This is a genomic window from Levilactobacillus suantsaiihabitans, from assembly GCF_004745505.1.
In the GTDB taxonomy this organism is placed as follows: Bacteria; Bacillota; Bacilli; order Lactobacillales; family Lactobacillaceae; genus Levilactobacillus; species Levilactobacillus suantsaiihabitans.
This window is the reverse complement of the sequence record NZ_RKLX01000029.1, coordinates 1-25,522: the sequence shown is the minus strand read 5'-3', so window position 1 is coordinate 25,522 and position 25,522 is coordinate 1. Positions and strand designations below refer to the sequence as shown.

Below are 25,522 nucleotides of genomic sequence, written 5' to 3'. Positions count from 1 at the left end.
AAGTACCAATAAAGCGACGATCACTAATCCTTCAATGATATTTTATCATCAAAAGATCAGTGATCGTCGTTTTCATGTTTCGGGGTGTGCGGCAGCACATGCACGTCTGTCCCACTCTCGTTTGTCCCACTCTCGTTTTCCCATTTAGAAATTGATTGGCGTGTGACGTGCAGAATGGTTGCTACTTCGTTTTTGGAAAAGCCTTGGACGATACGTGCGTTTCTTAGTTGAATACTGAATTCTGCGATGAAAATCCCTCCTAGATGTTTTGTCTGATTGGAATCTGTCGTTGATTCTAAATATAATACTATACTAATTTTTTGATTATGAGTACTAACAACTTTTGGATGAGTTAACGTTTGAGTGAATGGGGGTGAGTTGAAAATTTGTGTATGTAACCGGGAAACGTATGATTTACGTAAACATCTGGTTTCTTTTGTGTCTTGGCGATGTTTGAGAATATATTAGTTGTCGAGTGAAACATGTTGGCAAAATAATATTTTTATAGGAGTCCCTATTTATGAATAAAACTGTTAGATTGGCTACGGTGGCTTTAACGGCGATGACTTTGGGGAGTGTTGTTGTACCGTCAGTTTCTGCCTTTGCTGATACAATTGGTACATCAGCGATCACGAAGGTTGACTATCAAAACATGGATACAGATAAGTTGGGAAATATTGTAAGTACATATGATATGGATAACTTAACTACTGATTGGGAAAATGTGATTAATATCTATACTGCCAAGTTGCAAGTTGAGTTGAAGTCTGAGGTTTTGGCGAGTGCGCCAGCTATTACGACACCTCAGCGGCCACAATCGCGAGCGGCCGCTGGTTTGATGGCTTATTTGATTGCTCGTTATGGTAAAGTGTATGTTGCTAAGACATTGCCAAAGATTGTTTATAAGAAGTTTGCAAAAGTGATTGGTAAGAAAGTTAGTGAGAAAAAGTTTGTAAAGGTCTGGGGAAATGCCATGGATGTTGCGACTGGTGCAGCTCTGGAGAAGGTTATTTCAAAGGGGTTACATACTTGTGGTCTTTCTAAGGGAGTTTCAAATACGATAGCTGCCGGTGTTGTGACGGTTGTTGAAGTTTTAGTGTAAAATAGGTTCTATGAAACGATTAGTTGAATTTTTAGCCATAATTTTGGTTATTGGTATTTTGGGATCTTATGTCTATTTTCTGATGACTGATTTTGTAAATACTGTGATTGTGACTGTTTTACTATTGATTGCGTTGTGGGTTAAGGCACATTATTTGAGGAAGTAGAAAAACTGTTTTTCAGTCTGTTTCAAAGAGGCCAGTATTGTGTGATTGTACTGTTTTTTTTGGTTATCTATGGGTTGGCAAGCCTCAGCGATTGCCAACTGCCAACTAGCATGGTATGCAAAAGGGTTGGTAGAGACATACCAACCCCTAGCAGCCGCCTTAAAGGCAGTGGCTCGTTACGTGAAGATGGTCGCCCTGTAACTCGCCAAAGTTATCGTCGGGGCGGCTTTTTTTATTTACACACGACTTCATCAATAGCGCACTTTAAAATGTAAATGAGGATATTGTTTATCCACTTCAACTATGCTATTATTTTATTTGTAAGCGCTACCAATATATTTCAGGGAGGTCACAAGCATGATTGGTTTTTCGAGTAAAACGTTATACTTATTAGGAACATTGGGGTGTTTAGGGGTTATATCTGGCGGTATTATGGCGAATTCTTCATATCTAAGTCCGCAAAAGACGGCATACGCCAAGAAAACCGTAAAGAAGATCAAGTCACCCAAAAAGTCTCAGAAAATTTCAGTTCAGTTTTTAGGAATTAACGACCTTCACGGTGGTTTACAGGCAACGGGGAAGCTTTTCATGGATACTAAAACCATCGAAGGTGCCGGGACCGCTACAAGATTAGGGGGATACCTCGATCAAGCGCAAACGAATTTTCAAAAGAAGCACCCTAAAGGCGTCTCAGTTCGGGTTCAATCTGGAGATATGGTTGGTGCTAGTCCAGCTAATTCAGCGCTACTCGACGATGGCCCAACGCTAAGCGCTCTTAAGGCTATGAAGATTAAGGTCGGTGTCATCGGCAATCACGAGTTTGACCACGGACTAGGCCAATACGGTAAACTCGTTAATGGTAAGAAGCCGAGTACCACAGGTATCAAGAATACCCAACAAGTCCAGGCCATCAAGAATTATCCATATGCCAAAACAGGCATGCAAATCGTCATCGCTAACGTTCGTGACAGAAAGACTAACAAGATTCCAGCCAACTGGAAACCTTACACGATAAAAAAAGTGACTGACCCCAAAACGAAAGCTAGCGTTAAAGTCGGCTATATTGGCATTTTAAACACGAATTTACCTGGAATTGCTAAAAATTATAAGCTACTCAACGAAGCCAAGACCATTGCTAAGTACGACAAGAAATTACGTGCTAAAGGGGTTAAAGCCATTGTCGTGCTTGGTCATACTGGTGCAGTGACTCAAAACGGCAAGACTACTGGCGATGCCGTTAACGACCTCAAACAACTGAACAAAATTGCCCCTAAGAATAGTGTTGATATTTTCTTCGCCGGCCACAGCCATCAATACGCTAACGGACGCGTTAAAGGTGTACCTGTCGTCCAATCTGGTATGCAAGGGCGGGGCTATGCCAATATCACGGCTAAGCTCAGCACAAAGACCCACGACTTTGTTAAGCGTAGCGTCAAGGCTAAAGTCTCCCCTGTCTTCTCTTTGAAGGACGACCCAACTGCCAATTTTACGAAAGATAAGACCGTCAAAAAGATTAATAAAATTATCACCGATGCCAATCGCCGCGTAGCCCCTATCATCAATACTGAAGTGGGATCCATTGCCGGTGGTAAAACTATCAGTAATGAACTATCAGCGAATAAGGAATCAGCTGCTGCCTACGTCGTCGTGGATGCGCAACGCACAAGTGCTAACGAACAGAATCATTCAGTCGACTTTGCTGTGACGAGTAACGATTCCATTCGCAGCGATATGAACGTTAATCCCGCGGGCAAGGTAACGCTGGGGACGCTCTACGATATGCAACCTTATGGGAATAGCCAACCTATCGTTGAAATGACTGGAAAGGATATTGTCGACCTGTTGAACGAACAGTACACCAAATCGCAACTCTACTTCCTTCAAATCTCAGGATTGACCTACAAGTACAGCCCTGCAACTATTGGTGATCAACTCTTCACTGTTTCTGACGTCAAGACAGCTAGCGGTGACGCCATCAACCCTACGCAGAAATATCGCGTCTTAACCAACGACTACCTCTCCACGGGTGGAGACGGTTACGCAGCCTTCACTCACGGAAGTATTGTTGATAACGCCGGTCAGGATATTGACCTCTTGACCACCTACTTGCAAAGTCATAGTCCCATCGCGACACCACAATTGGACCGGAAAGTTCCGGTAGCTTCAAACTAAATGTAAAATTCACGTCCTCAACCCAAATGGCTCTAGGAATCTCAGCTGATTTCTAGGGTCATTTTTGATTTTCCACTAAAAAAATCGAAAATAATCCCAACTATTTCCTCCAACTTGATTCGCATCAAGTTAATCTTCCCCAATCCACGGCATAATGGAAACATAAACAAGGACGAAACATTTAGAACTTAGGAATTATCAATAGAAAGGATGCTCTCCCATGAAATTTCAACGCTTTATTTACAGTCACACCAATCCCATTACTTTTTGGTCAGCCGGCTTAATCATTCTGGGTTTTCTCAACACCTGGTTTACCAAAGTGCCGTACGTGACCGATACTGCTTGGATCATCGCTTCGGTCATTGCCGCGGCGCCAATCGTTCTGCGGGCCATCAGCGCGTTGAAAGCCAAGGTCTTCAGTATTGAACTGCTGGTCGGCATCGCCGTTATCGGGGCCTTCGCCATCGGAGAATTCGAGGAATCCGCCATCGTCACCTTCCTCTTTCTCTTCGGTTCCTACCTGGAACAAAAGACGTTGGCCAAGACGCGGGGGGCTATCCAATCTCTGACGGAAATGGCCCCGACCACTGCGCAACTGGTCAATGACGACGGCACGACCGAAGAAGTCGACGTCGATGACCTGGAAGAAGGCAACGTGGTCTTAGTCAAAGCCGGGGGCCAAGTCCCAGTCGATGGTAAAATCGTCGATGGGTCCGGCTACGTCAACGAAGCCTCCATTACCGGTGAATCCCGTCCCATCAACAAGCAAAACGGTGACGGCGTTTACTCCGGTGCCATGGTTGAAAGCGGTACGCTGACCATCGAAGCCACCCAAGTTGGGGACGAAACGACCTTCTCCAAGATCATCGAACTGGTCGAAGAAGCCCAAGATACCAAATCACCTGCCGAAAAGTTTATTGATAAATTTGCCCAATACTACACGCCAGCCGTCTTAGTCATCGCCATTCTGGTCTTCATCTTCTCCCGTGACCTGCGTTTGGCCATCACCGTCTTAGTTCTCGGTTGCCCTGGTGCCCTGGTTATCGGTGCCCCAGTTTCTAACGTGGCTGGGATCGGTAACGGCGCCAAGAACGGCATCCTGATCAAGGGTGGCGACGTGGTCGAAAGCCTCGCCAAGGTTGATACCATCGTCTTTGATAAGACTGGGACCCTGACCACTGGTAAAATGACGGTGGCCGACATGAAACAATACACCGACGACCACAGCCTCTTAGCCGGAGTCGCTCAAGTCGAAAAGACCTCTGATCACCCATTGGCTCAAGCCATCGTGGCCCATTTAGACGCCCACCTCAAGGACAACGCCACCGCCATTGAAACGGAAACGGTCAAAGGCCGCGGCATGATCGGTCACTGGAACGACAATGACCTGTACGTCGGCAACGCTGCTTTGTTAAAGGACCACGACATCACGTTAACGGACGACCAACAAGCCGACCTGCACAACATGCAAGACGAAGGCCAATCCACCGTCTTAGTCGGTTACCAAGGCCAACTCGCCTTCATCTTAGGGGTCGCCGATACGGTTCGCCCAGAAGTTCCGGCCGCTTTAGCCGCTTTGAAACGTCAAGGCATCAAGCACTTAGTCATGTTAACGGGTGACAACCAAGCCACTGCCCAAGCGGTCGCCGAATCCTTAGGCATCGACGAAGTGCACGCCGACTTACTGCCAGCTGACAAGGTCACCTTCGTCAAGAAGTTCCAAGACATGGGTCGTAACGTGGCCTTCGTCGGTGACGGGATCAACGACAGTCCTTCCTTAGCCACCGCTAGTGTCGGTATCGCCATGGGTGGTGGGACCGACGTCGCCATTGAAACCGCCGACGTGGTCCTGATGCAATCCAGCTTCACCGCCTTGAATCACGCGGTCGGCCTGGCCAAGAAGACCTCGGCCAACACCAAGCAAAACATCACCATCGCCATCTTAACGGTTGCCTTCCTGCTGATCGGATTGGTTTACGGTTACATCTACATGGCCAGTGGGATGTTCGTCCACGAAGCTTCCATCCTCGTGGTTATCTTCAACGCGATGCGCCTGATTGGCTACAAGCCTCGCGGCGCCAAGCAAGCTAAGCCAGCTGCTCAACAATTAGCGACGAACTAATCAAACGCTTTAAAAAAGCCCTGATCACCCATCATCACGATGGCCGGTCAGGGCTTTTGCTGGTTCAAATTTTAATCGCATAACATTTCAAACCGCTACCCACGCACAGGTACAGCAGGTAGCCTAGAATCAGCCAGTCAAAGCCGGTCCCCACCAGCGTCGCGTAGCCGCTGACACTCACGACGCCTAACACACCACTCAGCAGCGTGATGCCGCGGAATCGTAGCCAAAAGAGGCTCACAGCAAAGATTACGGTCGCACCGGCCGTCAAGATCCACAAAACCAATTCGGATCCCGCTGCCTCACCGTACGAAACAGCCACGTCATTGGCCATATAACCCATGGCCAAGCCCGCCGCAATGGCCAAACCGACAACGCCTAGGACCGTTAAACTTATTCTGATTGCGCGTCGCACCTGTCTTCTCCCCTTTTCCCCTGAAAATATCAGTTTCTCTAAACATCTTACCCTTTTCCGATTAAAGATACAAAAGGTGTTTCCGCTTTACTGTTTCCCAAGTCATGTGGCGACTATATTGAGGCTAATCGTAAGACCCTCTTCGCGGATTCGAGAAGACCATTATTAGCGCCAGCAATTGGGATATGCAAACATCGGCTGTTCTATAAAAGCAAGTGTATCAGTGGTTGCTTACTGGTAATTTCGAAACGTATGCGATTATTTGGGTAATCGGCTTATTGGGTCGAAGAAGCATAACTTTGTTATTTGTCACGTTTGACATTGTTCAATAGCGTTGTAGCCCTATAAATTACCATACTTCGCGTGATATTCGTCATTCTCTTTGCGAAGCAGGTCGTTAGCTTGACGAAGAGAGAGAATCTGTTGTTTATATCGTTTGGACATAGCCTCCTTTTCACGAGATAACCATTGCCAAGGACCCCAGAGCGCCGATTAGAGTGCCCACATCTTTTAAGGTTCATAGTGATCATCTACTTCTGCTGTGCAATATTGGTTAAAAGTCCTGGTATTCCGCGAATATTTTTTATACACTTTTAGATTAAAAGAAATTGGGGGTGAGAACACGTCAATATTCAGCTACTTTTGTTAAATCACGGCCGAATGATTATTGAATAATAAATTACTCGTTAAAGAAACATCAAGCATCCCCGAAGGAGTGAGCAGCACACTCAAATGGTAGCGTTGATGCTAACTATATCTACAGCATTCCAAAAAGCGTCTTTTAAAAAACAAATAGCTTAATATTGAATAGGCCCGCAGGATTGAAGCGATCCTGCGGGCCTATTTTTGCAGCGTTTAGCAATTCGTCATTGACTTTTCCCTATGCTAAAATGAACTTTAAAAGGGGCTGATAATTTGAAAAAGAGCATTTTATTTCTATCTATCGCATGCATGGTGGGGGTAGGACTAATGGGAGGACAAGCACAAGCAGCGACAAAATATTCCATTGTGAAAGAGCATTGGTCAACCGAGACAACGTACTTACGTGCAGTTAAGCCTAAAAAGTCAGTCGCCATTTGGAATAAAAAACATACTAAGAAATACTATAATTTAAACAAAGTTCCCAACAGAACTTGGAAAAGTACGGCGACACTCACCCTTAAACATAATGGCAAAAATACAAAGTATGTTTATATAACCGGCCAAAAGGCTGATGGGAAAGCGTCAGTTAGTGGCTATGTTTGGCATGGGTATCTTGAACAAGGCGTCGGACTTGATATGATTAAAGGCCAGTTTGCGCCATTGATGATGTTTACTTCCAACAAGGATTACTTGCAGTACATCCAAAAGTCGCCTGCGCAAGAAATTACGCGAGAAATTGTCGCACTTTTTCCTAATTCAAAAGTAACTTTGAATTTAACCAGGGTCTCTATTGCCAAGGGGAGCTATTATCAAAATGACTGGGGATACAAACCTGGGGTAACTGGTGCAAGCCAATTAGCCAATAATTATACGGCAATTAAGACATTCCCTAAGATCACTAAATATCTGGATCAAAGTTACACCAAATCAACTGCAACTAGAATTGCAAAGGTTAAGAGTCTACTGGCTGCTAATGGGTATGATGCGGCTAAACGCAAGAGTTTGAAGAACTATGAAATTGGCATCAACATCTTCGATCATACAAACGGCAATGCAAAGTACAACAATGGTCGCGGTTATGCATTTGTTATTGCTCAACCAAAGGGTGAGTAAAGGAACAATTGAAACGTGTTGAATTGCTTTTCGCTGATTAAATAACTGGCGAGAGGTTAAAAAATAGGTTGTAGAAGGGACTCCATACCAATATACAGGAGTCCTTTTTATTTTATTCATTTTCAAGTAGTTGTGAGTACCGAATATACTATCTTTTTATTCATGTGTTACTCTCTTTTATGCTTTTTTGAAAATATTTTAATTGAAAAAAATCGAATTAATTCAAAAATTGCTATTCCAGCTACCAACAGTATAAGCAAACTAACTAATATTGATAATCCGGAACTATGATTGTAAACTAAACCCGAAAAGAACTTGGCAATTTCGAAAATTAAAAGAACCATCAGAATCATTGCACTCAATATATATAAGTTTTTTTGCAATGACCTCCCCTCCCCCACAGCTCTATTTTGCTTAGTGGCTGTTAGTATGTAAGATACTGGATTTTCGATTGCTCGTCAACACGTAAAACGTTAATATTATAAAATAAGTATCCTCATTAATGTCTTAATAAAAATCAACACCAATGCCTTATAAGAAAATAATTCCTGAAACATTCATCAACGTGGATTTGACAAAAAATAACACGGTCTAAATCGATGTTTTTCGATTTAGACCGCGTCATCCTGGATTATTACTGTTCGGTCCTTCAGACTGCTAAGACAGTCCTACTGTGACCTCAGCTGACTCCTGAAAGATTCAACGGGCCAGCATTGACTCGCTCGCCCCTGTAGCGTATAACACACCTCTTGTCGGGAACTTATCAATCAGGCCTCCCCGGGCCCCGGGTAAGAGGGAGCTGCTGAAAAAGTCAGAAATCCGGTATTTGCAAAATCGAATTCTCAAAAATATAGTCAAAATAGCCAGCAAAGTGGATAGTTTCTTCTGCTTTGCTGGCTATTTTTAGACTTAGCTGGTGATTCTTCAAATAACAATTTAGTTTTTCAGCGGTCTCGGGTACGAACGCCAGCTTTCGTATCCTATCACTGTCGACCTTACTGTAAATGACTGGACTTAGCTTGTTAGGCAACCTCATCCAAGCATTTTCAGTATTTTAGCCGCTTTTTGTACATCAGTGCGTTACTTTGTCTAGGGCTTCCTTCAGATTCCACCTCATGATGGACATCCTTGCCTTCGACTCGTGGTTCCAACTACTACGGACCACAGCGGACTTTCACCGCCTAGTTGCCCATGCCGGGCGCACAAGAAAAGAGGCCAGAACCGCAGTCCCGACCTCCCTGCGCTAACCGGGCATGACGCCGCGGTTGACGCTGATTCAGTTGATTTAAGCCTTAGTGAATGTCCACTTAGCAGCTGGGGCAACGCCGGCCTTAACGGCAATGGCTTTATCCTTGCTGTTAACGATCTTGAACTTCTTAGCAGACGTAAAGTGCATGTAGAAGCTCTTGGACGTCTTAGAACCCTTAGGCGTGTAAGTGATCTTCCAGAACGTTGGGGTCTTGGCGTTTACGCTGTAAGTTGCGTAAGAAACCAAGGTCTTCACTTTCTTGCCGTTCTTGTAAAGGGTTTGGTTGAAACCGGTCTTTTGGCTGAAAACGAACTTTTGGGAGTACTTGTTGGCCGTGTTGGACTTCCAAGTCCCAGTTGGCGTCTTAACGGAGAAGCTAGCAGCCGTGGTCTTCTTGGTTGCGGCCTTCTTCGTAGTCGTCTTCTTGGTCGTAGTCTTCTTAGTCGTGGTCTTCGTCGCCGTCTTAGTAGCTGCGGCTTGGACCCGGATGATCCGGTAGAAAGACGTGTTGGTCTTAGGATTAGTTGCATAAACGTAGACGTTAGCGTTCTTCTTCAGCTTCTTGGACAGCTTGATGCTGTACTTACCAGTCTTCTTGGAAGCCGTACCGCTAGCCAAGTTCTTCTTGGCGTTCTTCGTCGCCTTAACGGTGATCTTAGACCCCTTCGTCGCCGTCCCAGAAACCTTCTTGGAAGACGTGTAAATCGCGTTAACACTCAGGTTAGGCCCAATGTGTGTTGCCGCATGTGCCGTTACAGCGGGCGTCGCCACGGAAACTGGGGCAACAGCGCCAACAGTAGCTAAAGTGACCAAACCGGTCATCGCAACCATAAATTTTTTCATTATATCCTGACCCCTATTCTACCGGCGATTCCCACCGGCATTAATTTATTTAACCGCTTAGTAGTATAACAGATTTTATCGCAAAAGGAACCAAAATCGAACAGGAGTTTAGCTTTTTTTAACCACCCTTAAGATTAACTTGATTTATGGTTGGAGACGAAACTAAATGTTTGCTTCTACCCGTTAAAAAGACTAACTTATTGTCAGTAAACTTATTCTAACAGTTAGGTGGTACTCTAATGGAGAAAACATTTAAATTTGATGATGATTTAACGGTCAATCGGTTAGGCTACGGGACGATGCAGCTGACCGGCAACGGGGTCTGGGGACCCGTGGCTGACCCGGACAATGCGGTCAAGGTGATCGAAACGGCCATCGACAACGGCGTTAATTTTATCGACACCGCCGATGCTTACGGCCCCTTCTACGCTAACCTGTACCTGCGCAAGGCCTTACAGGAACGGCCGCACAACCACGTGATGGTTGCCACCAAAGTCGGGCAGACACGCCAGGGCCCAGACATTTGGACCCCCACCGGTGTGCCCGCCTACCTGCGGCAACAGGTGGAACTCAACCTGTTCACGTTGGGGCTGGACCACATCGACCTGTTGCAGCTGCACCGCATCGACCCAACGGTACCGCTGGCCGACCAGATTGGCGTGCTCAAGGACATGCAAGACGAGGGTAAGATCAAGCACATCGGCTTGAGCCAGGTCTCCGTTGACCAGCTCAAGGCCGCTGAAAAGATCGCGCCCATCGTTTCCGTGCAAAACATGTACAACCTCAGCAACCGCCAGGACGAAGACGTCTTGGACTACGCCGACGCGCACCACATCGCCTTCATTCCGTGGTTCCCCCTGGCAACCGGGAAGCTGATCGACAATCCGACGTTGACCACCATCGCGCAGAAATACGACGCTTCACCGGCCCAAATTGCATTGGCCTGGCTATTGAAGCGCTCCGACGTCATCCTGCCTATCCCTGGGACCAAGTCAACGGACCACGAATTGCAAAACATTCATGGCGCCGACATCGACCTGAGCCAAGCGGACTTTGACGCGTTGAAGGCATTGGCAAAGTAACTTACACTTTAAAAAACTGATAGAGTCTGGACATCGCGTTCAGGCTCTTTTGCGCTGCCTTTAAATAGCCGAAACGTGCGCCAACAGGCAACTGGTTCCGCTTAACACTGCTAGGCCAATAATCCAGGACCAGGATTATCCGCCTAGCACCGTTAATGCTCGCCAGTTAACCGCCTGTTGTCACACTCTTGTTAAGCGGCTGAACCCATATTTGGCGAACTCTCGGCTACGGTAGTGTGCATTAGTGACAGTTGTCTTAACCCCAGAGAGTAGCTGCATTGACGACTAATCTTTCATTAACACAGTGTTGCTGATAACTGCCAACTTGCCGGAGGCAGCCAGGGCGGAGCCAGCTGTGTCGGCGCTGTAGGCTGAGGTCCTTTCTCAGCCTACAGCGCGGGACGACTTGAGAGACTGGCGGGTTTTACCAGGCTTTCAAGCGAGGCGAAAGACCGCTCCTCAGGCTATAGCCGTTCCCCAGAGCAGGTGGAACCCTGGCTGACGCAGGCGTCTGGTTTCGCCAGTTTTAGGTGTCGGAACACTGTCGTTACAGCAATCAGCGCGTTAATTTTAGGTTCAACCTTCAATTAACCGCCCGCCTGTCACACTCTCATTTCCGTTTACTAAAAATTTTAACCATTCCGCCCCTTCTCACGTTACACACAGGACCATTTCTGCTAGACTACAGGTGGTAGCGATTTCAAAAAAGTAACGAACGAAAGTCGCTTCCATGAGACTTGGCCGAAAATATAAACGTTTTCATGAAAACGCGAAATTCATGAAAACGTTGATTTTAAGCCAATGCAACCGGTTGTCTAAATTTTAAATTCTTGCTTTAAAAAGGTCGCGTTTCACGGCAAAGTAGCGTATAATAAATTCCCGAAGTGGTCTAGACAGTGTTTAGGCAACTCGCGGACCTGAGGTGGCCTTGCTCACCGCCTTGGATAACCGATAGTCTCTAACGCATGTTTTTTTAAATTTGTAGATACTGCTCATATAACGTAATCAATCTTAAGGAGTGACGATCTCGTGGCAACTGAACGCACAGCTTTATTCATGTTCTTCGGGGGTACCGGTGACTTGGCTTACCGGAAACTTTACCCTAGTCTGTTTAACCTTTATCGCAAAGGTAGCTTACGGACGCATTTCGCCGTTATCGGGACTTCCCGGCAAACATTGGACGACGACAAATTCCGCGCTGCAGTTAAGAAATCTCTAGCTGACAGTGGCAACCGCGCCGACTCAAAAGAAGCCAGCGACTTTATTTCTCATTTCTACTACCAAGCTCACGACGTTACCGACACGGCGCACTATTCCGTCTTGAAGGACGCCGCCGAAAAGCTGGACAAGAAGTACAAGTTACAAGGTAACCGCATCTTCTATCTGTCCATGGCCCCACAATTCTTCGGCACGATTGCCCAAGATTTGAAGACCCAAGGCTTGATGTCCAAGAACAAGGATGCCTTCAACCGGTTGGTCATTGAAAAGCCATTTGGCCGCGACTTTGACTCCGCTAAGCAATTGAACGACGCCTTAAGCAAGTCCTTCAAGGAAGAACAAATCTTCCGGATCGACCACTACTTGGGTAAGGAAATGATCCAAAACATCGAAGCGCTGCGTTTTGGGAACACGTTGGTCGAATCCTTATGGAACAACCGTTACATCGACAACATCCAAGTGACCTTGTCTGAAAAGTTAGGGGTCGAAGAACGGGCTTCTTACTACGACAACAGTGGGGCTTTGCGGGATATGGTCCAAAACCACATCATGCAAATCGTTTCCTTGTTAGCCATGGAACAACCTGTCGCCTTTACGGATACCGATATCCGGGCTGAAAAAGTCAAGGCTTTACGGAGTCTGCGCGTTTACAACGTAGCCGATGCCGCTACCAACTTTGTCCGCGGCCAATACGGCTCGATCGACAACCAACCCGACTACCGTCACGAAGACAATGTGCCGGTTGACTCAACGACTGAAACGTTCGTTGCCGGGAAGTTGTTATTCGACAACTACCGTTGGTCTGGTACCCCATTCTACGTTCGGACTGGGAAGATGTTAGCTGACAAATTTACGCGGGTGGACGTTGTCTTCAAGCGGCCATTAGTCGACATCTTTGCCTTCCCACAATCTCAAAACACGCCACTGGCAGCCAACGTTTTGACGATCTTCGTTGAACCACACGCTGGGTTCTCCCTGCAATTGAACGCCAAGACTAACGACGCCACGTTCTCAACGGAACCCATCAAGTTGGACTACTTGGTTGACGCCGAAAAGTCTAAGGAAACACCAGAACCTTACGAACGCCTGTTACACGACGTCTTGAAGGGTGACGGGACCAACTTCTCCAGCTGGCCAGAAGTTTCCTACGCTTGGAAGTTCGTGGACCAAATCCGTCGTGTTTGGGACTTACAAGCACCTAACTTCCCGAACTACACGCCACATTCCATGGGACCTGCCGCCGCTGAAGAATTAATTCAACGCGACCACCGTGAATGGGTCTACCGTTTGAACAACTAAATTTAAACGAAATAAAACCGCCGACCATGGCTTGATGGTTGGCGGTTTTTTGGTTATGACGAAATGAGGGGGGCATGGTCGCCTGCCGTTCGTCAGTCGGCTGGTATTACAAATCCAAAATCCCCATTCCCTTGAATTCTGCGTAACCATCATCGGCCATGACTACGCTACCATTGATCGCAGCGGCTTCCGGTAAGGTCATCAGCCAGATAGCCCCGGCCAACTCATCGGTGGTGATCAACCGGCCCTTCATCAGGAGCTTTGAGCCATAGGCGCGGGCCTTGTCCGGAACCATCCCCGTATCGACCCAGCCTGGCGCAACGCACACGACGCGAATGCCAAAGGGACTCAATTCGCGGGCCAGTGCTTTGGTGAACATGTGAATGCCACCCTTGGAGGCGTGGTAGGCGATGGATTCGTGGTTGGCCATCACACCATCGATCGACCCAACATTGATGATGGTTCCGCTCCCCTGTTGCTTCATGACCTGGGCCACGGCCTTAGCCACGTAGATGCTCCCCAGCAAATTAATTTGAATCGTCTGTTCCACGTTGTCCAGGTCGGCCTCGGTCAGGTCGACTTCTTTGGCTAAAACGCCGGCCACGTTGGCCAATACGTCGATGCGGTCGTATTTTTCGACCACGCCGGCAATGACCTGTTGCACAGCCGCACGATCAGCCACGTTACAGTTAACGACGTCAAAGTCCGGCGAATCGATTTGGGCTTGGGCTGCGGCGACCTTATCCGCAGCATCAACGCTGGCGGCCACCACGCGATACCCCTCTTGCACAAATTTTTGCGACGTTGCCAGTCCAATGCCACTAGTCCCACCGGTAATCACTGCTACTTTCTTCGTCATCCAAAATCACTCCTTAGCTTTGTTTTCAGCCCCCATTTTAAGCTATAATTGGAAGCGCTTATACATCAAGTGAGGTGGACAACGACCGATGTTAAAAATTCCTGAATACTATTACGACGGGACCTTTACCGCCTTTCAGCCGCAACTGACGGCTGGCCGTTCGCCCCAGTCAGTCGCGGCTACCGACCAGCTCGTGACCATTGGCGAATTCATGACGCGTAGTTTCTACGTCCATCGTGGCGTGTTGCGGTTCTACATTTTAGACGGCTCGACCGGTAGCGAAAAGACCGAATTGTTTATCGGCCCCGGTGGCCTTTTTCCACTCTATAGCCCGGTAGAACGGCAATACCGCATGGAACGTGACGCTTTTTTGGTCAAGGCGCAAACGGATGCCGTGGTGACGCCGCTGCCACAGCGCCGACTGGCCGACCTGTTGGCGACAAATTCGGCCTTGGCACTGGCCATGTTGCGGCAGTATGCCGATTTCAGTAGCATCTTGCTCTACGACGCCGTGGTTCTGGCTACCCAGGACAGCACGACCAAGGTTTGCAACTACCTGTACCAGTACGAACAGCTCCTCAAGCCCCACGGTATCGTGTTGACCCAGGCAGCGATGGCCAGCAATATTGGTCTGCCGCTGTTGACGTTTACTCGCGTCTTACAGAAGCTCCGGCAGCTGGGCATCGTGACCACGGCGCGCAAAACGCTGACGGTCACCGACTGGCCGGCCTTGATTCAACGGTGCAGTCCGGAGCTGTTACACACCAACGACTAAAGCCCAGGCTTAGTCATTTCGATGTGGGGCGTACCTTGGAAATCAAACACATCGCCCCGTGCGGTGTACCCAAACTTTTCATAGAAGTGCTGCTTGTCGATTTGCGCTTCGATGCTAACGGGCACTCCCGGAAAACTGGCATGCAGGTCGGCTTCAATCTGGGCCATTAGCGGCCGGCCTAGTCCTGTGCCCCGGCGTTCTGGAATCGTCAGGACCCGGCCAAACGTGACGTGGTCTCCCACGCGGAAAATGCGGGCGTAGGCGACCAATTGGCCGTCATCGTAACCCAAGACGTGATGGGCGACTAAGTCCGTGTCGTCAATTTCCTGGTAGACTCGTTTCTGCGCCACGACAAAAGTCCGAGTACGTTCATATGCAAGATTGTAGAAGTCTTTAGTTGATAATTCATCAAACCATTTTGTTTGCCATTCCAAGTCAATCGTCTTCTCTCTATGGTATACTATTTTTAATAGTATCGGTCATTTTAATTGCAAATGCAACTAGAAAGGAGAAATTATGCCTAATTTACTTCGCAGTATCGGCCTGATTGCCCGAGTGACGGCCACCCGGGGCAATCGCCTTTTTCAGGCTGAACACCTGGGTAACAACCAATTCATTTACCTGATGCGCATCATTGAGACGCCCGGCATCACCCAAACGGAGCTGGCCGCCCAACTACACGTCGACCCGTCGACCTGCCTGCGGACCGTAAGAAAGCTGATTGCCAACGGCTACGTGACCCGTGGTATCGACGCCGCTGACAAGAAGCGGCGGCCGTTGGTGCCCACCGCGGCTGGTCGGGCCCGCTATCCCGAACTAACGGCCTACGAAACGCAAATCATCGCGGACGGCACGCGGGCGCTCTCCCCCGGTGAGCAGGCCATCCTAACAGAATTATTAGCCAAAGTGGCCGCCAACCTTCGTCAATGATTGCCGGGTGCTCTCATTTCAGCTGGCCGTTTTGAAACCAAACGAATCTTTTTCACCAAAACAAGTCAAATAAGTTTCCTTTCAAATTGTTCAATGCTACACTAGCTGATGGAAAGTCGTTACTAATTTTGACACAAAAAGGAAGGTTACTAATGGCAGATCAAAAAGCAAATATTGGTGTTGTTGGTATGGCGGTCATGGGCAAGAACTTAGCCCTGAACATCGAAAGCCGCGGGTACACCGTGGGCATTTTCAACCGGACCAGCAGCAAGACTGAACAGGTCATGAAGGACCACAGTGAAAAGAAATTGGTTCCCAGCTACACGATTGAAGACTTCGTCAACTCTTTGGAAACGCCACGGCGGATTCTCTTGATGGTCAAGGCCGGAAAGCCAACCGACGCAGTGATTCATGAACTGTTGCCACTACTTGATAAGGGTGACGTGCTGATCGACGGTGGGAACACCAACTTCCACGACACGATGGCCCGTAACGCCGAACTGGACAAGTCCGGGATCAACTTCATTGGTATGGGGGTTTCCGGTGGTGAACTGGGGGCCTTACAAGGGCCTTCACTGATGCCTGGTGGTCAAAAGGAAGCCTACGACCTGGTTGAACCGATTTTGACCAAGATTGCTGCTAAGGCGCCTCAAGATGGCAAGCCTTGTGTCACTTACATCGGCCCGAATGGTGCTGGCCACTACGTTAAGATGGTCCACAACGGGATCGAATACGGTGATGAAGAGCTGATCGATGAAAGCTACAACATCATGCGTAACGTCGCCGGCATTTCCGTTGACGACATGGCTGACATTTTCAAGGAATGGAACAAGGGCGAACTCGACAGCTACTTGATCGAAATCACCGCTGACATCCTTTCCCGTAAGGATGACTTGGGCGACGACAAGAACTTGCCAATCGTCGATGCCATCAAGGACCGCGGGAACAACAAGGGGACTGGTAAGTGGAGTTCCGAAGATGCCCTCGACGTTCAAGTCCCACAATCCGTGATTACGGAAGCCGTTTACGCCCGTTACATTTCCATGTTGAAGGACGAACGGGTCAAGGCTTCGAAGGTCTTACCAGCTGCTGAAAAGCAAGGCCAGGCTGACATCGCCGACATCGCCGACAAGGACAAGTTCGTTGAAGAAGTGCGTCAAGCCCTCTTCTTTGGGAAATTGATGAGTTACGCCCAAGGCTTCGAACAATTGCGCTTCGCTTCCGAAGCCAACGATTGGGACCTGAAGTTTGGTGAATTAGCACAAATTTGGCGTGGCGGTTGCATCATCCGGGCCCAATTCCTGCAAAACATCACCGACGCCTTCGATAAGGATCCGAAGTTGACCAACCTGCTGTTCGATAGCTACTTCAAGGATATCGCCAGCAAGTATCAACAATCCATCCGTGACGTGGTTGCCATGGCTGTTCAAGCCGGCATCCCCGTTCCAAGTCTGTCCGCTGCCATTACTTACTATGACAGCTTCCGCGCAGAAGTCTTGCCTGCTAACTTGTTACAAGCACAACGGGACTACTTCGGTGCCCACACTTACGAACGGAACGACCGCGAAGGGAACTTCCACTACACTTGGTACGAAGAACAATAAATTTAATGTCGTTAAGGGAAAAGCGCATGGCCGCGATGGCTATGCGCTTTTTTGTTGACTTCCTGAAGGTTGTGGCGGTGTTCTGACAACGTGGGTGAAACCAGATGCCTGCGTCAGGCTGGGGTAGGACTTGCTCTGGGGAACACCTCCAGCCTGAGGAACGGTCTTCCGGTTCGCTTGAAAGCCTGGCAAAACCCGCCAGGCTCTCAAGTCGTCCTGCGCTGTAGGCTGAGACAAGACCTCAGCCAACACCGCCGACCCAGCTGGGGCCATCCCTGGCTGCCTCCGGCAAGGTTGGCGTCTATCAGTAACACTGTGTTAATTAATGAATAGTCGTCAATGCGGCTACTATCTGGGGTTAAGACGACTGTTACTGGCAAGCACTACCGTAGCCGAGAGTTCGCCAAGTATGGGTTCAGCCGTGGGAGTTGCCTTAGCGGCGCGGTTCATGCCGCTTAGGCAACTGGCGTCTTTGAGACGTGGGCTTCGGCTCAAAGCGAGGTGTCGAGACCGTCCTTTGGCTCGACCCGTCCGCCCCAGCGTTCCAACCCATATTTGGCGAACGGTAGGCGACCAGTTTGCTTTGCGACGCTGTCAACGACTATTTTTACCGCCATGAGTCGCATGCTAAAAAAAGCTCTGGCAAGCACGGGAAGATTTCCCGCGACCGTCAGAGCTTTCAGTGGTTATTTCCGAAAGACTAAATCCTTGGCGTTGCCTTTTTCAGTCGTGGCTAATGCCGGTTCAAAACCGATGTGGGCGCCCCCGGCATCCATCCCCGCCAGAAAGTCAAAGTACGGTGAGGCGATTCCCAGTTCATCGAGGTCGGTCAGTGGCAAGGTGTAGCGAATGCTTTCCTCGGCACCCGCCTCGACCTTTTCGACCCAGTGCGGTTCACGAATGCTTTCCCGGCCGATAGCGACGAAATCAATACCGGCTTCCATCACGCGTTCGGCGTCGACGGGGGTCTTGACGTTACCGACGGAGATCAATGGCGTGGCCGTGACCGCGTCTTGAATCTGGTCAATCAACGGCGTCTTATCGCTTTGATCATTGATCGACGGCCGCCAAACGTTGCCCATGGAAACGTGCAGGTAATCCAAGCCCAAGGTATCCAGCTTGGCAACCAGCTTAAGCGTATCGGCCATCCGGATGCCGGGCTCTTCGATTTCTTCCGGTGAGAAACGGTAACCGACGACAAATGGCCGGTCGGCGTAAGTCTTGACGGCCGTTTGGACCGCGTCAACCACGCGTAGCGGGAAGGTCATCCGTTTTTCAACGGACCCGCCCCACTTGTCGGTCCGCCGATTACTGTGGGGAGAGAAGAACTGCTGGATCAAGTAGGTGTTGGCCCCGTGGATCTCGACGCCATCGAATCCGGCCTGAATGGCCCGCCGCGTGGCTTCACCGAAGTCCGTGATCGTCTGCTCAATCTCCGCATTGGTCAGCTCTTCCGGCGTTTCCATCCCCGGTCGTGGTGCCGCTACAGCACTGGCAGACACGGTCTTTTGGCCACGTAGGATAGCGGAACTGGACATCCGCCCGGCGCTAAAGATCTGTAAAATGGCCTTGGTGCCCTTCTGTTGGATGGTCGTGGCCAGCTTGTTCAAGCCCGGAATGAAGCGGTCATCGGCCACGGAGAGTTCGCCTTCGAACCCCTTGCCGCGGGCATTGACGTAAGCGACAGGGGTAATAAACAACCCCACACCGCCCGCGTGAATGGCGGCATAGCGTAGTTCATCACGGGAAACTTCCCCGTTGGCTAACGCCATGCATTCGGTCATTGGGGGTAACACGACACGGTTTTTCACCTTCACGCCGGATTTCAACGTAGCTGATTGCAAAAATTGATAACGACTCATACAAATAACCTCCTCAGGGATTGGTAAGAACTTTACTTGTCTACCATACCAGAATCGCTTATTATTAGTAACGAATATTACGTGCAATTTGTTCATTTTTGAACAAAAATTGGATTCTATCCACGAGGAGGCCCAGCTGATGGATATTCGCCACCAGATCTTACAAAGCGTCTACACCCTGGCCCAACGCCAGGCCATCAAGGACATCACGGTCAACGATATCCTGGCAGAGGCCACGGTGAGTCGCGGATCGTTTTATAAATACTTTTCTGACAAGTATGACGTTATCAATAGTTACTACACCGAGGCCATGACGGCCATTTTTCGCGACTGCGAGGCCTACACATGGCAAGGCATCTTCACCAAGATGCTGTGCTACTTTGAAACGCACGCGGCTTTCTTCGACGCTGCTTTCCGCGCGACTGGCCAAAACTCCTTCACCGACTTTTTCCGGCAACACCTGGTGACCCACTTCGCGGACATCATCGCGCGCCACAGCACCCATCAGCTGACGACTGACGACCAAAAGGCGCTGCAATTCTTCGCCGACGGGTTCGTCGCCTACACGCGGCAGTGGGCCTTGACCGGCATGCAGCAAGCGGCCAGCGAGTTGGCGAGTGACCTGCATTTGTTCATGCCGGCTTGTTTGTGTGAGATTACCTTAACGGCGGTGCCGGAGCCGCGTTAGGGTGGCGGTTGGTAGATTTGTTTTGGCGCAACCAAAAGGCCCCCGCAACCACGGAGGCCTTTCTTCGATATCAAGCTCTATTGCCGCGTATGACCACCAGCTGTGGTCCCGGCTAATCGTTCTTCTAACGCCAATTGAATCGCATGCAGGTTTTCCCAGTGGTCAATCTCGGCGGCTAAACCAGCCTGCCACTGAGCCTTCTCGCGACTCTTAGCAATGAACCGGTCCCAGTCTACATCGGCCGTGGTCCGGTCATTGGTCTGCCGCCATTTGGCCCATTCGTCCAGGTGATGCGCTAACTCGCGGGCTGCCGGCGGGGCTAAAACCAAGTTCTCAGTCATAACCGTAACCTCCTTAGCGAAAATCCTGACGGACACGTCCTATCAATATCCTTATTTTAGCAAGAATGGTGGCCAGACGCGACCATTATGCTCATAATTGGTCAATAACCGTTTGGATAGGCTGCTCCCCGCTGAGTAACGGAATGGTCTTGCCAATCGTCTGTGGCGCGTGCAAGGCGGCCACCATGAATGCGGCTAAATCGGCGCGGGGAATGCTGCCCACGGCCAACGGATCGCTTTGCACCTTGCCCGTACCCGCGTGAAAGGACAGCGCGCCCGGCTGCACGATGGTATACGCCAAGTGGGTCTGGTGGACCAGCCAGTTGTCGGCGTAAAATTTCGCCACGTACAGCGGCTTGAGCGGGTCCGCCCAGCGGTTACGGTCTTCGGCAAATAGCATGCTGATCATCATGAAGCGCTTGACCCCGGCAATTTCGGCGGCCTGCATGGTCTTAACGGCACCATCTAAGTCGATCAACAAGGTCATGTCGTCCTTGGTGCGGCCCCCAGAACCCGCGGCGAAGATGACCGCTTCAGCATCCATCAGGGTACTGGCAATGCGCTCTGGCTTGGCCAACAAGTCCACTCGCCGCACGGCAATGCCTTGGTCTTCCAAGTCCTCACCATCTTCATCCGCGCGCAACCCGGCGATGGGTTCATCCCCATTAGCCAACAGCTGCGCCACTAACAGGCGCCCCACTTCACCATTGGCGCCTACGATCATTACCCGCATCTCTCATCTAACTCCCTTCACAAACTTCTGTTTTCCATTATACCCTAGACCAGTTCGGTTGACTGGTGAAATTTTTCGGTGAGTTTCCTTTACCCCAAGCCATCCGATGCCATATAATGTAGAAAGGGCACCGACCGATTTGACCGATACTCGTGAAAGCTAGACATTTTGAGGAGGTCTCAAATTTTGCAAAATCCTGATTTAACCATTAGTGACTTGGACGAAACCGCCCAAAACACCGCATTAACTGACTTTGTTCATTTCTATTTGAAACACTACCGGACCAACGACCTGGAAATCTTGGCCTCATACAAGGTTGATTACGCCATGAACGATATCAACATGTACATTTACGCCAACTTAAACTTTAGCCCCGACCAATTGGCCGCAGGTGTCTTGGCCAACAAGCGCGACCTGTTCTTGACGATTTTAAAGACGGTCAACTTGCCCTACACGGCTAGTGGCACGTTAAAGGACCTGACCTGGGACGGCTGGTACGCTCAACAGTATGCCGGCATCGCAGAAGGCAAATAGGTCTTGGAGACGGTTAGGGAAGCCTGGCTGTCTTTTTTTGCGCACAAAAGCGTCTGAGCAAATACCGCTCAGGCGCTTTTATGTCTTACATAGCTGAAATGTGCGCCCAAAGGCAGCCGGTTCCGCTTAAACCTGATAACCAAACAATCCCAGACCCGGATTATTCGGTTATCAGCCTTAATGCTCGCCGGCTAATCGCCTTTTGCCTCACTCTCTTAATCTAATTGAACCAGGCGTTTAAATCTTCCCCACCAGGTCAGTTCCGGGCTTCAGCGTCTTTTCGCCAGCGTGCCAGTTGGCTGGGCAAACGCGGTCGCCGTGTTCTGCCACGAATTGGGCGGCGGTCAGCGTCCGCAAGACTTCTGCGGCGTTGCGACCGATGCCCATATCGTTGATGGTGTAGGAACGCACCTTGCCAGCGGGGTCCAAGATGAAGACGCCGCGGTAGGCTTGCCCGGCATCCTCGTCCAGCACGTCATAGTGCCGCGCCAAGACGCCCGCTGGGTCCGCAATCATCGGGTAAGCCACTTGGCCCACCTCGGTACTCTGCTCATGCCAAGCCTGGTGCACGAACTCCGTGTCTTCGGAAACACTGTAGATTTCGGCGCCTAACTTTTGAAACTCGCTATAGTGCGTCGCCAAATCCCCTAGTTCCGTGGGACAAACGAATGAGAAGTCCGCTGGGTAAAAGAACAGTACCGACCAGTGCCCCAACAGGTCAGTCGGCGTTAAGGCCTTGACCTCGCCGTTTTGATAAGCATTTACTTGAAAATCGGGTAACGCAGAACCAATGTAATTCATGATAAAACTCCCCTCAATTCTTGTTTTTCTTTTTGATGCACCCTTAGCATACGCGGTTTTACCGATTAAATCAAGAATGATTCTAAAGTAGAGTTGGGCTAGTAAAGCCCGTGTTATAAGTATATTTATAGTTAGTTATTATAATTATTATTCGATAGAATTTGGACTTTTTTCTTGCAATCTGGATGAGAACCAGATATACTATGTACGTAAGATAAATTAGAAGCTGTTAGGTGAGGCTCCTATACGGAAAATGCTACTGCTCAGAAACGTCGAGAAACGCCAATGAGTCAGCTGTTCAGGTCAACAGAAGGCCTGATCTAATGTAGCTGTTATGAACTAACTACGCCGTATAGTGCTAAAACTCAACGACTAGCCAATACTCACACTTGTTCTTTAAGGTGCGCTTAGCTGGTCGTGGCTAGGCGCTTTTAATTTGTCCGCAGTTGTCACTGTCGACTTACTACAGGAGGTGATTGAACATGACAACGCAACTTTTAGATGATCCTGGAGCGTGTTATTACTCGCCGGTGGGAAAGTTACCGTCTGTTCAAGCCTCTTGGTTGACGCTTTGAGGAGGACACCACTCTAGCTTTCCCGATTCCGGACCCCGTAGCTTGATGCGGAGGTTCGACTCGTAGACTTTAAACGGAAACAGCTGGCCACTTTATTTCAGACGCTGTCGGTGTTGCAGCCGACCGTAACTCGTCTGAACTTCCCGAATTCGTTCGTGGACCAGTTGGGTTCCAGCCACTTAATGGATAACGCAAGCTAGAGTTACCAGTCTTTCTCGGCGACTATGCGACCATGATGCATTGACGTGCTAGTCCCATAGCGTTACGCCACGTAGCGATGCTTCACCGCTGGGGGAACCCGGTGGGGAGAAAAACATTTCGTAACTGACGCCGTTTCAACTAGGTCGGTTTTTAATCTCTGACGGTCGATACGAATAATGAATACCAAACTGAGACTGGTTATCCAAGCCACCTGTTAGGGCCCATGGGCTGATGGGAATCACCCCGCTAAGCCGTGACCACGTGCCTTGGATGTGCTGGTATTTGCCAAATACGCACCACGAAAAAAGCAGCAACGCACTCCCCCAAAAGAGGGACGGCGTTGCTGCTTTTTTGCGTTTATTTTGTTTTAGCGGTGCGAATCTGTTGCAGGTAGGTCTGACTCTTTTCTTCACTGAATTCGTGTTCGGATTTCCCGATGATCACGGTTGCCAGTGAGTTGCCGACCACGTTGACCGCGGTTCGCCCCATGTCGACGAGGCGGTCGATGCCAGCGATGAAAGTCAACCCGCTCATCGGCACCCCAATCGTGGAAACGGTGGCTAACAGGACCACAAACGAGGCTCCTGGCACCCCGGCCATCCCTTTACTGGTGATCATCAGCACCACCAGCAAGGTGATCTGTTGCCCCAGGCTCAGGTTAATGTGGTAGGCCTGCGCCAGGAACAAGGCAGCCAGTGATTGGTAGATGGCGGACCCATCCAGGTTAAACGTGTAGCCGGTCGGAATCACGAACGACACGATCCCTTGACTGACCCCGAACTTGTCCATTTTATCGATCAACCGTGGTAAAGCCGCCTCGGAACTGGCCGTGGAAAAGGCCAAGACCGCTTCGTCCTTGATTACGTACAACAGGTCCCAGAGCCGAAAGCCGAACAACCGCGCGGCCAGCCCCATGAAGACCAGAATGAACAACGCCATCGTTGCGTAGGCCAGGACAATGAAATACCCCAGCGGTGCCAGGGCCGACAGTCCCATTTGCGCAATGGTGACCCCAATCAAAGCACAGACCCCGATTGGCGCGGTGTGCATGACCCAGTTGGTGACCCGGAACATGACCTGCGAAACGGCATCCAAGACATCAATGATGACCTGCCCTTGTTTGCCAATCGCGGCCGTTCCCAGCCCAAAGAAGACGGAAAAGAAGATGACGGGCATCATGTCACCCTCGGACAGGGATTTGAAGATATTGGTCGGGATAATCCCCATCAACGTGGACCAGATTCCGGTATTCCCAGCGGACTTGGCCGAGGACACGTACTGACTGATATCGGTACTATGTAGTTGATGAATATCGATAAAATCCCCCGGCTTAAAGATGTTACCCACCAACAGCCCTAAGGCAATGGCGATGGTCGTCATGATTTCAAAGTAGATGATGGTCTTCCCACCGACCCGGCCCAACTGCTTGATATCCCCCATATTGGCGATCCCCACAGTCAGACACGACACCACGATGGGCAGCACGATCATTTGGATCAGCCCAATGAACATGTTCCCAATATTTTGCATTGCCGTGATGGCCACTTTGTTTTGATAAAAGACGGCACCTAAGACCACCCCGAGCACCAGGCCAATTAAGATTTGCCAGCCCAGACTCAGACGGTACTTGCGGTATTTCTGCATGCTAATTCCACCCATTCTCTCTGTATGTGTTTGTTTTCAAGACAACTTTAACGGTGTTTTGCTGCGACACTAATAATCATAGCACACTGGTCCCCCCGGGAAAAGATAGTGCCCAATCGAACGCACCGGCAAAATCCCCCTTGTCAGCGCCATACACGTCGCCAAATTTGTCGGGTATCGTTGACAGACAATCCACCTAGTCGCGGTCCTACCCCACTTAAATGGCTGATTTTCGGTGAGTTCGGTCAACTGACCAAGTCGTAGGAAGAGCTGACGAAGAATTTTTCCGGATTTGGCAGCGGGGCTCGTTGCCAAATCCGCCCCGCGATGACGCTTAACCGCACCTCGGCTTAGAAGCCAATCCTGGAGGTGAGGGTCGGTTACACATGTCCTTCAAGAGTTAGGGGATTCTTAAATGGACTCAGCCGCTTTGGAGCACCACCGTCACAGCCGTTTGACCAGGTAGTGGGCGGGCCGCTGACGGGGCCACTCTCGTTTGCCGCGTTAGGTTTTTAGGTATAAAAAAAGGAACCCTCACAGGGTTCCTTCAGT

General features: G+C 49.6%; 21 protein-coding genes and 1 riboswitch. Of the genes, 11 read left to right on the top strand and 10 right to left on the bottom strand.

The genetic code is table 11. The features are described from left to right. Positions 1-56: 56 nt before the first annotated feature. On the bottom strand, positions 57-233 hold the full coding sequence (locus EGT51_RS13205) for a helix-turn-helix domain-containing protein (RefSeq protein WP_404819929.1): 177 nt from the start codon (positions 231-233) through the stop codon (positions 57-59). A gap of 287 nt (positions 234-520) precedes the next feature. Between EGT51_RS13205 and EGT51_RS11865 the strand changes: the two genes are divergently transcribed. The 3 genes from EGT51_RS11865 to EGT51_RS11855 all read left to right on the top strand — a co-directional run bounded on the left by EGT51_RS11865 (position 521) and on the right by EGT51_RS11855 (position 5,562). After that, positions 521-1,102, top strand: coding sequence for a hypothetical protein (locus tag EGT51_RS11865; RefSeq protein WP_135368917.1), 582 nt, complete (start codon positions 521-523; stop codon positions 1,100-1,102). 523 nt (positions 1,103-1,625) lie between these two features. Then, positions 1,626-3,440 carry a bifunctional metallophosphatase/5'-nucleotidase gene (locus EGT51_RS11860; protein ID WP_135368916.1) on the top strand — a complete coding sequence of 605 codons (1,815 nt, stop codon included), beginning with the start codon at positions 1,626-1,628 and terminating at the stop codon, positions 3,438-3,440. Between the two features lie 220 nt (positions 3,441-3,660). Next, the gene (locus tag EGT51_RS11855) at positions 3,661-5,562 is read left to right on the top strand and encodes a heavy metal translocating P-type ATPase (protein ID WP_135368915.1); all 1,902 of its coding nucleotides are present in this window, start codon (positions 3,661-3,663) and stop codon (positions 5,560-5,562) included. A 64-nt stretch (positions 5,563-5,626) separates the two neighbouring features. Here EGT51_RS11855 and EGT51_RS11850 read toward each other — a convergent pair whose 3' ends face one another. Continuing rightward, positions 5,627-5,977, bottom strand: a complete 351-nt coding sequence (locus EGT51_RS11850; protein ID WP_135368914.1) for a hypothetical protein — start codon at positions 5,975-5,977, stop codon at positions 5,627-5,629. 969 nt (positions 5,978-6,946) lie between these two features. On the opposite strand from EGT51_RS11850, the gene EGT51_RS11845 reads away from it, so the two are divergent. Then, complete coding sequence (locus EGT51_RS11845; protein WP_135368913.1) at positions 6,947-7,732, top strand: hypothetical protein; 786 nt, start codon at positions 6,947-6,949, stop codon at positions 7,730-7,732. A 1,285-nt stretch (positions 7,733-9,017) separates the two neighbouring features. On the opposite strand, the gene EGT51_RS11840 is transcribed toward EGT51_RS11845, so the two are convergent. Continuing rightward, positions 9,018-9,824: an Ig-like domain-containing protein gene (locus tag EGT51_RS11840; protein WP_135368912.1), complete on the bottom strand. Its 807-nt coding sequence runs from the start codon at positions 9,822-9,824 to the stop codon at positions 9,018-9,020. A 239-nt stretch (positions 9,825-10,063) separates the two neighbouring features. On the opposite strand from EGT51_RS11840, the gene EGT51_RS11835 reads away from it, so the two are divergent. Together EGT51_RS11835 and zwf are read left to right on the top strand one after the other, a co-directional pair. Beyond that, positions 10,064-10,906, top strand: a complete 843-nt coding sequence (locus EGT51_RS11835; RefSeq protein ID WP_135368911.1) for an aldo/keto reductase — start codon at positions 10,064-10,066, stop codon at positions 10,904-10,906. 1,029 nt (positions 10,907-11,935) lie between these two features. After that, a complete protein-coding gene (zwf, locus tag EGT51_RS11830) occupies positions 11,936-13,423 on the top strand; it encodes a glucose-6-phosphate dehydrogenase (protein WP_135368910.1) in 1,488 nt (495 codons plus the stop codon). A gap of 106 nt (positions 13,424-13,529) precedes the next feature. Here the strand turns inward: zwf and EGT51_RS11825 are convergent, their stop codons facing one another. Continuing rightward, positions 13,530-14,282: an SDR family NAD(P)-dependent oxidoreductase gene (locus EGT51_RS11825; RefSeq protein WP_135368909.1), complete on the bottom strand. Its 753-nt coding sequence runs from the start codon at positions 14,280-14,282 to the stop codon at positions 13,530-13,532. Between the two features lie 88 nt (positions 14,283-14,370). On the opposite strand from EGT51_RS11825, the gene EGT51_RS11820 reads away from it, so the two are divergent. Then, positions 14,371-15,057: a Crp/Fnr family transcriptional regulator gene (locus tag EGT51_RS11820; protein WP_135368908.1), complete on the top strand. Its 687-nt coding sequence runs from the start codon at positions 14,371-14,373 to the stop codon at positions 15,055-15,057. On the opposite strand, the gene EGT51_RS11815 is transcribed toward EGT51_RS11820, so the two are convergent. Further along, positions 15,054-15,491: a GNAT family N-acetyltransferase gene (locus EGT51_RS11815; protein WP_135368907.1), complete on the bottom strand. Its 438-nt coding sequence runs from the start codon at positions 15,489-15,491 to the stop codon at positions 15,054-15,056. The genes EGT51_RS11820 and EGT51_RS11815 overlap by 4 nt on opposite strands. 82 nt (positions 15,492-15,573) lie before the next feature. Here EGT51_RS11815 and EGT51_RS11810 point away from each other — a divergent pair, with 82 nt between their 5' ends. Continuing rightward, a complete protein-coding gene (locus EGT51_RS11810) occupies positions 15,574-15,987 on the top strand; it encodes a MarR family winged helix-turn-helix transcriptional regulator (protein WP_135368906.1) in 414 nt (137 codons plus the stop codon). A gap of 152 nt (positions 15,988-16,139) precedes the next feature. Then, positions 16,140-17,591, top strand: a complete 1,452-nt coding sequence (gene gndA / locus EGT51_RS11805) for an NADP-dependent phosphogluconate dehydrogenase (protein ID WP_135368905.1) — start codon at positions 16,140-16,142, stop codon at positions 17,589-17,591. Between the two features lie 686 nt (positions 17,592-18,277). On the opposite strand, the gene EGT51_RS11800 is transcribed toward gndA, so the two are convergent. Continuing rightward, the gene (locus EGT51_RS11800) at positions 18,278-19,453 is read right to left on the bottom strand and encodes an NADH-dependent flavin oxidoreductase (protein ID WP_135368904.1); all 1,176 of its coding nucleotides are present in this window, start codon (positions 19,451-19,453) and stop codon (positions 18,278-18,280) included. A gap of 139 nt (positions 19,454-19,592) precedes the next feature. Here EGT51_RS11800 and EGT51_RS11795 point away from each other — a divergent pair, with 139 nt between their 5' ends. Continuing rightward, positions 19,593-20,141, top strand: coding sequence for a TetR/AcrR family transcriptional regulator (locus EGT51_RS11795; protein ID WP_135368903.1), 549 nt, complete (start codon positions 19,593-19,595; stop codon positions 20,139-20,141). Positions 20,142-20,218: 77 nt separating this feature from the next. On the opposite strand, the gene EGT51_RS11790 is transcribed toward EGT51_RS11795, so the two are convergent. Together EGT51_RS11790 and EGT51_RS11785 are read right to left on the bottom strand one after the other, a co-directional pair. Beyond that, positions 20,219-20,482, bottom strand: coding sequence for a hypothetical protein (locus EGT51_RS11790; RefSeq protein ID WP_135368902.1), 264 nt, complete (start codon positions 20,480-20,482; stop codon positions 20,219-20,221). Positions 20,483-20,573: 91 nt separating this feature from the next. Then, the gene (locus tag EGT51_RS11785) at positions 20,574-21,215 is read right to left on the bottom strand and encodes an SDR family oxidoreductase (RefSeq protein WP_135368901.1); all 642 of its coding nucleotides are present in this window, start codon (positions 21,213-21,215) and stop codon (positions 20,574-20,576) included. A gap of 186 nt (positions 21,216-21,401) precedes the next feature. Here EGT51_RS11785 and EGT51_RS11780 point away from each other — a divergent pair, with 186 nt between their 5' ends. Continuing rightward, positions 21,402-21,749, top strand: a complete 348-nt coding sequence (locus EGT51_RS11780; RefSeq protein WP_135368900.1) for a hypothetical protein — start codon at positions 21,402-21,404, stop codon at positions 21,747-21,749. Positions 21,750-21,986: 237 nt separating this feature from the next. Here EGT51_RS11780 and EGT51_RS11775 read toward each other — a convergent pair whose 3' ends face one another. Both EGT51_RS11775 and EGT51_RS11770 read right to left on the bottom strand, forming a co-directional pair. Next, positions 21,987-22,550: a redoxin domain-containing protein gene (locus tag EGT51_RS11775; protein WP_135368899.1), complete on the bottom strand. Its 564-nt coding sequence runs from the start codon at positions 22,548-22,550 to the stop codon at positions 21,987-21,989. Between the two features lie 218 nt (positions 22,551-22,768). Then, positions 22,769-22,934, top strand: a riboswitch (M-box (ykoK) riboswitch). Positions 22,935-23,683: 749 nt separating this feature from the next. Further along, positions 23,684-24,970 (bottom strand): cation:dicarboxylate symporter family transporter, encoded by a 1,287-nt coding sequence (locus EGT51_RS11770; RefSeq protein ID WP_135368898.1) that lies wholly within the window; start codon positions 24,968-24,970, stop codon positions 23,684-23,686. Positions 24,971-25,522: the final 552 nt, after the last annotated feature.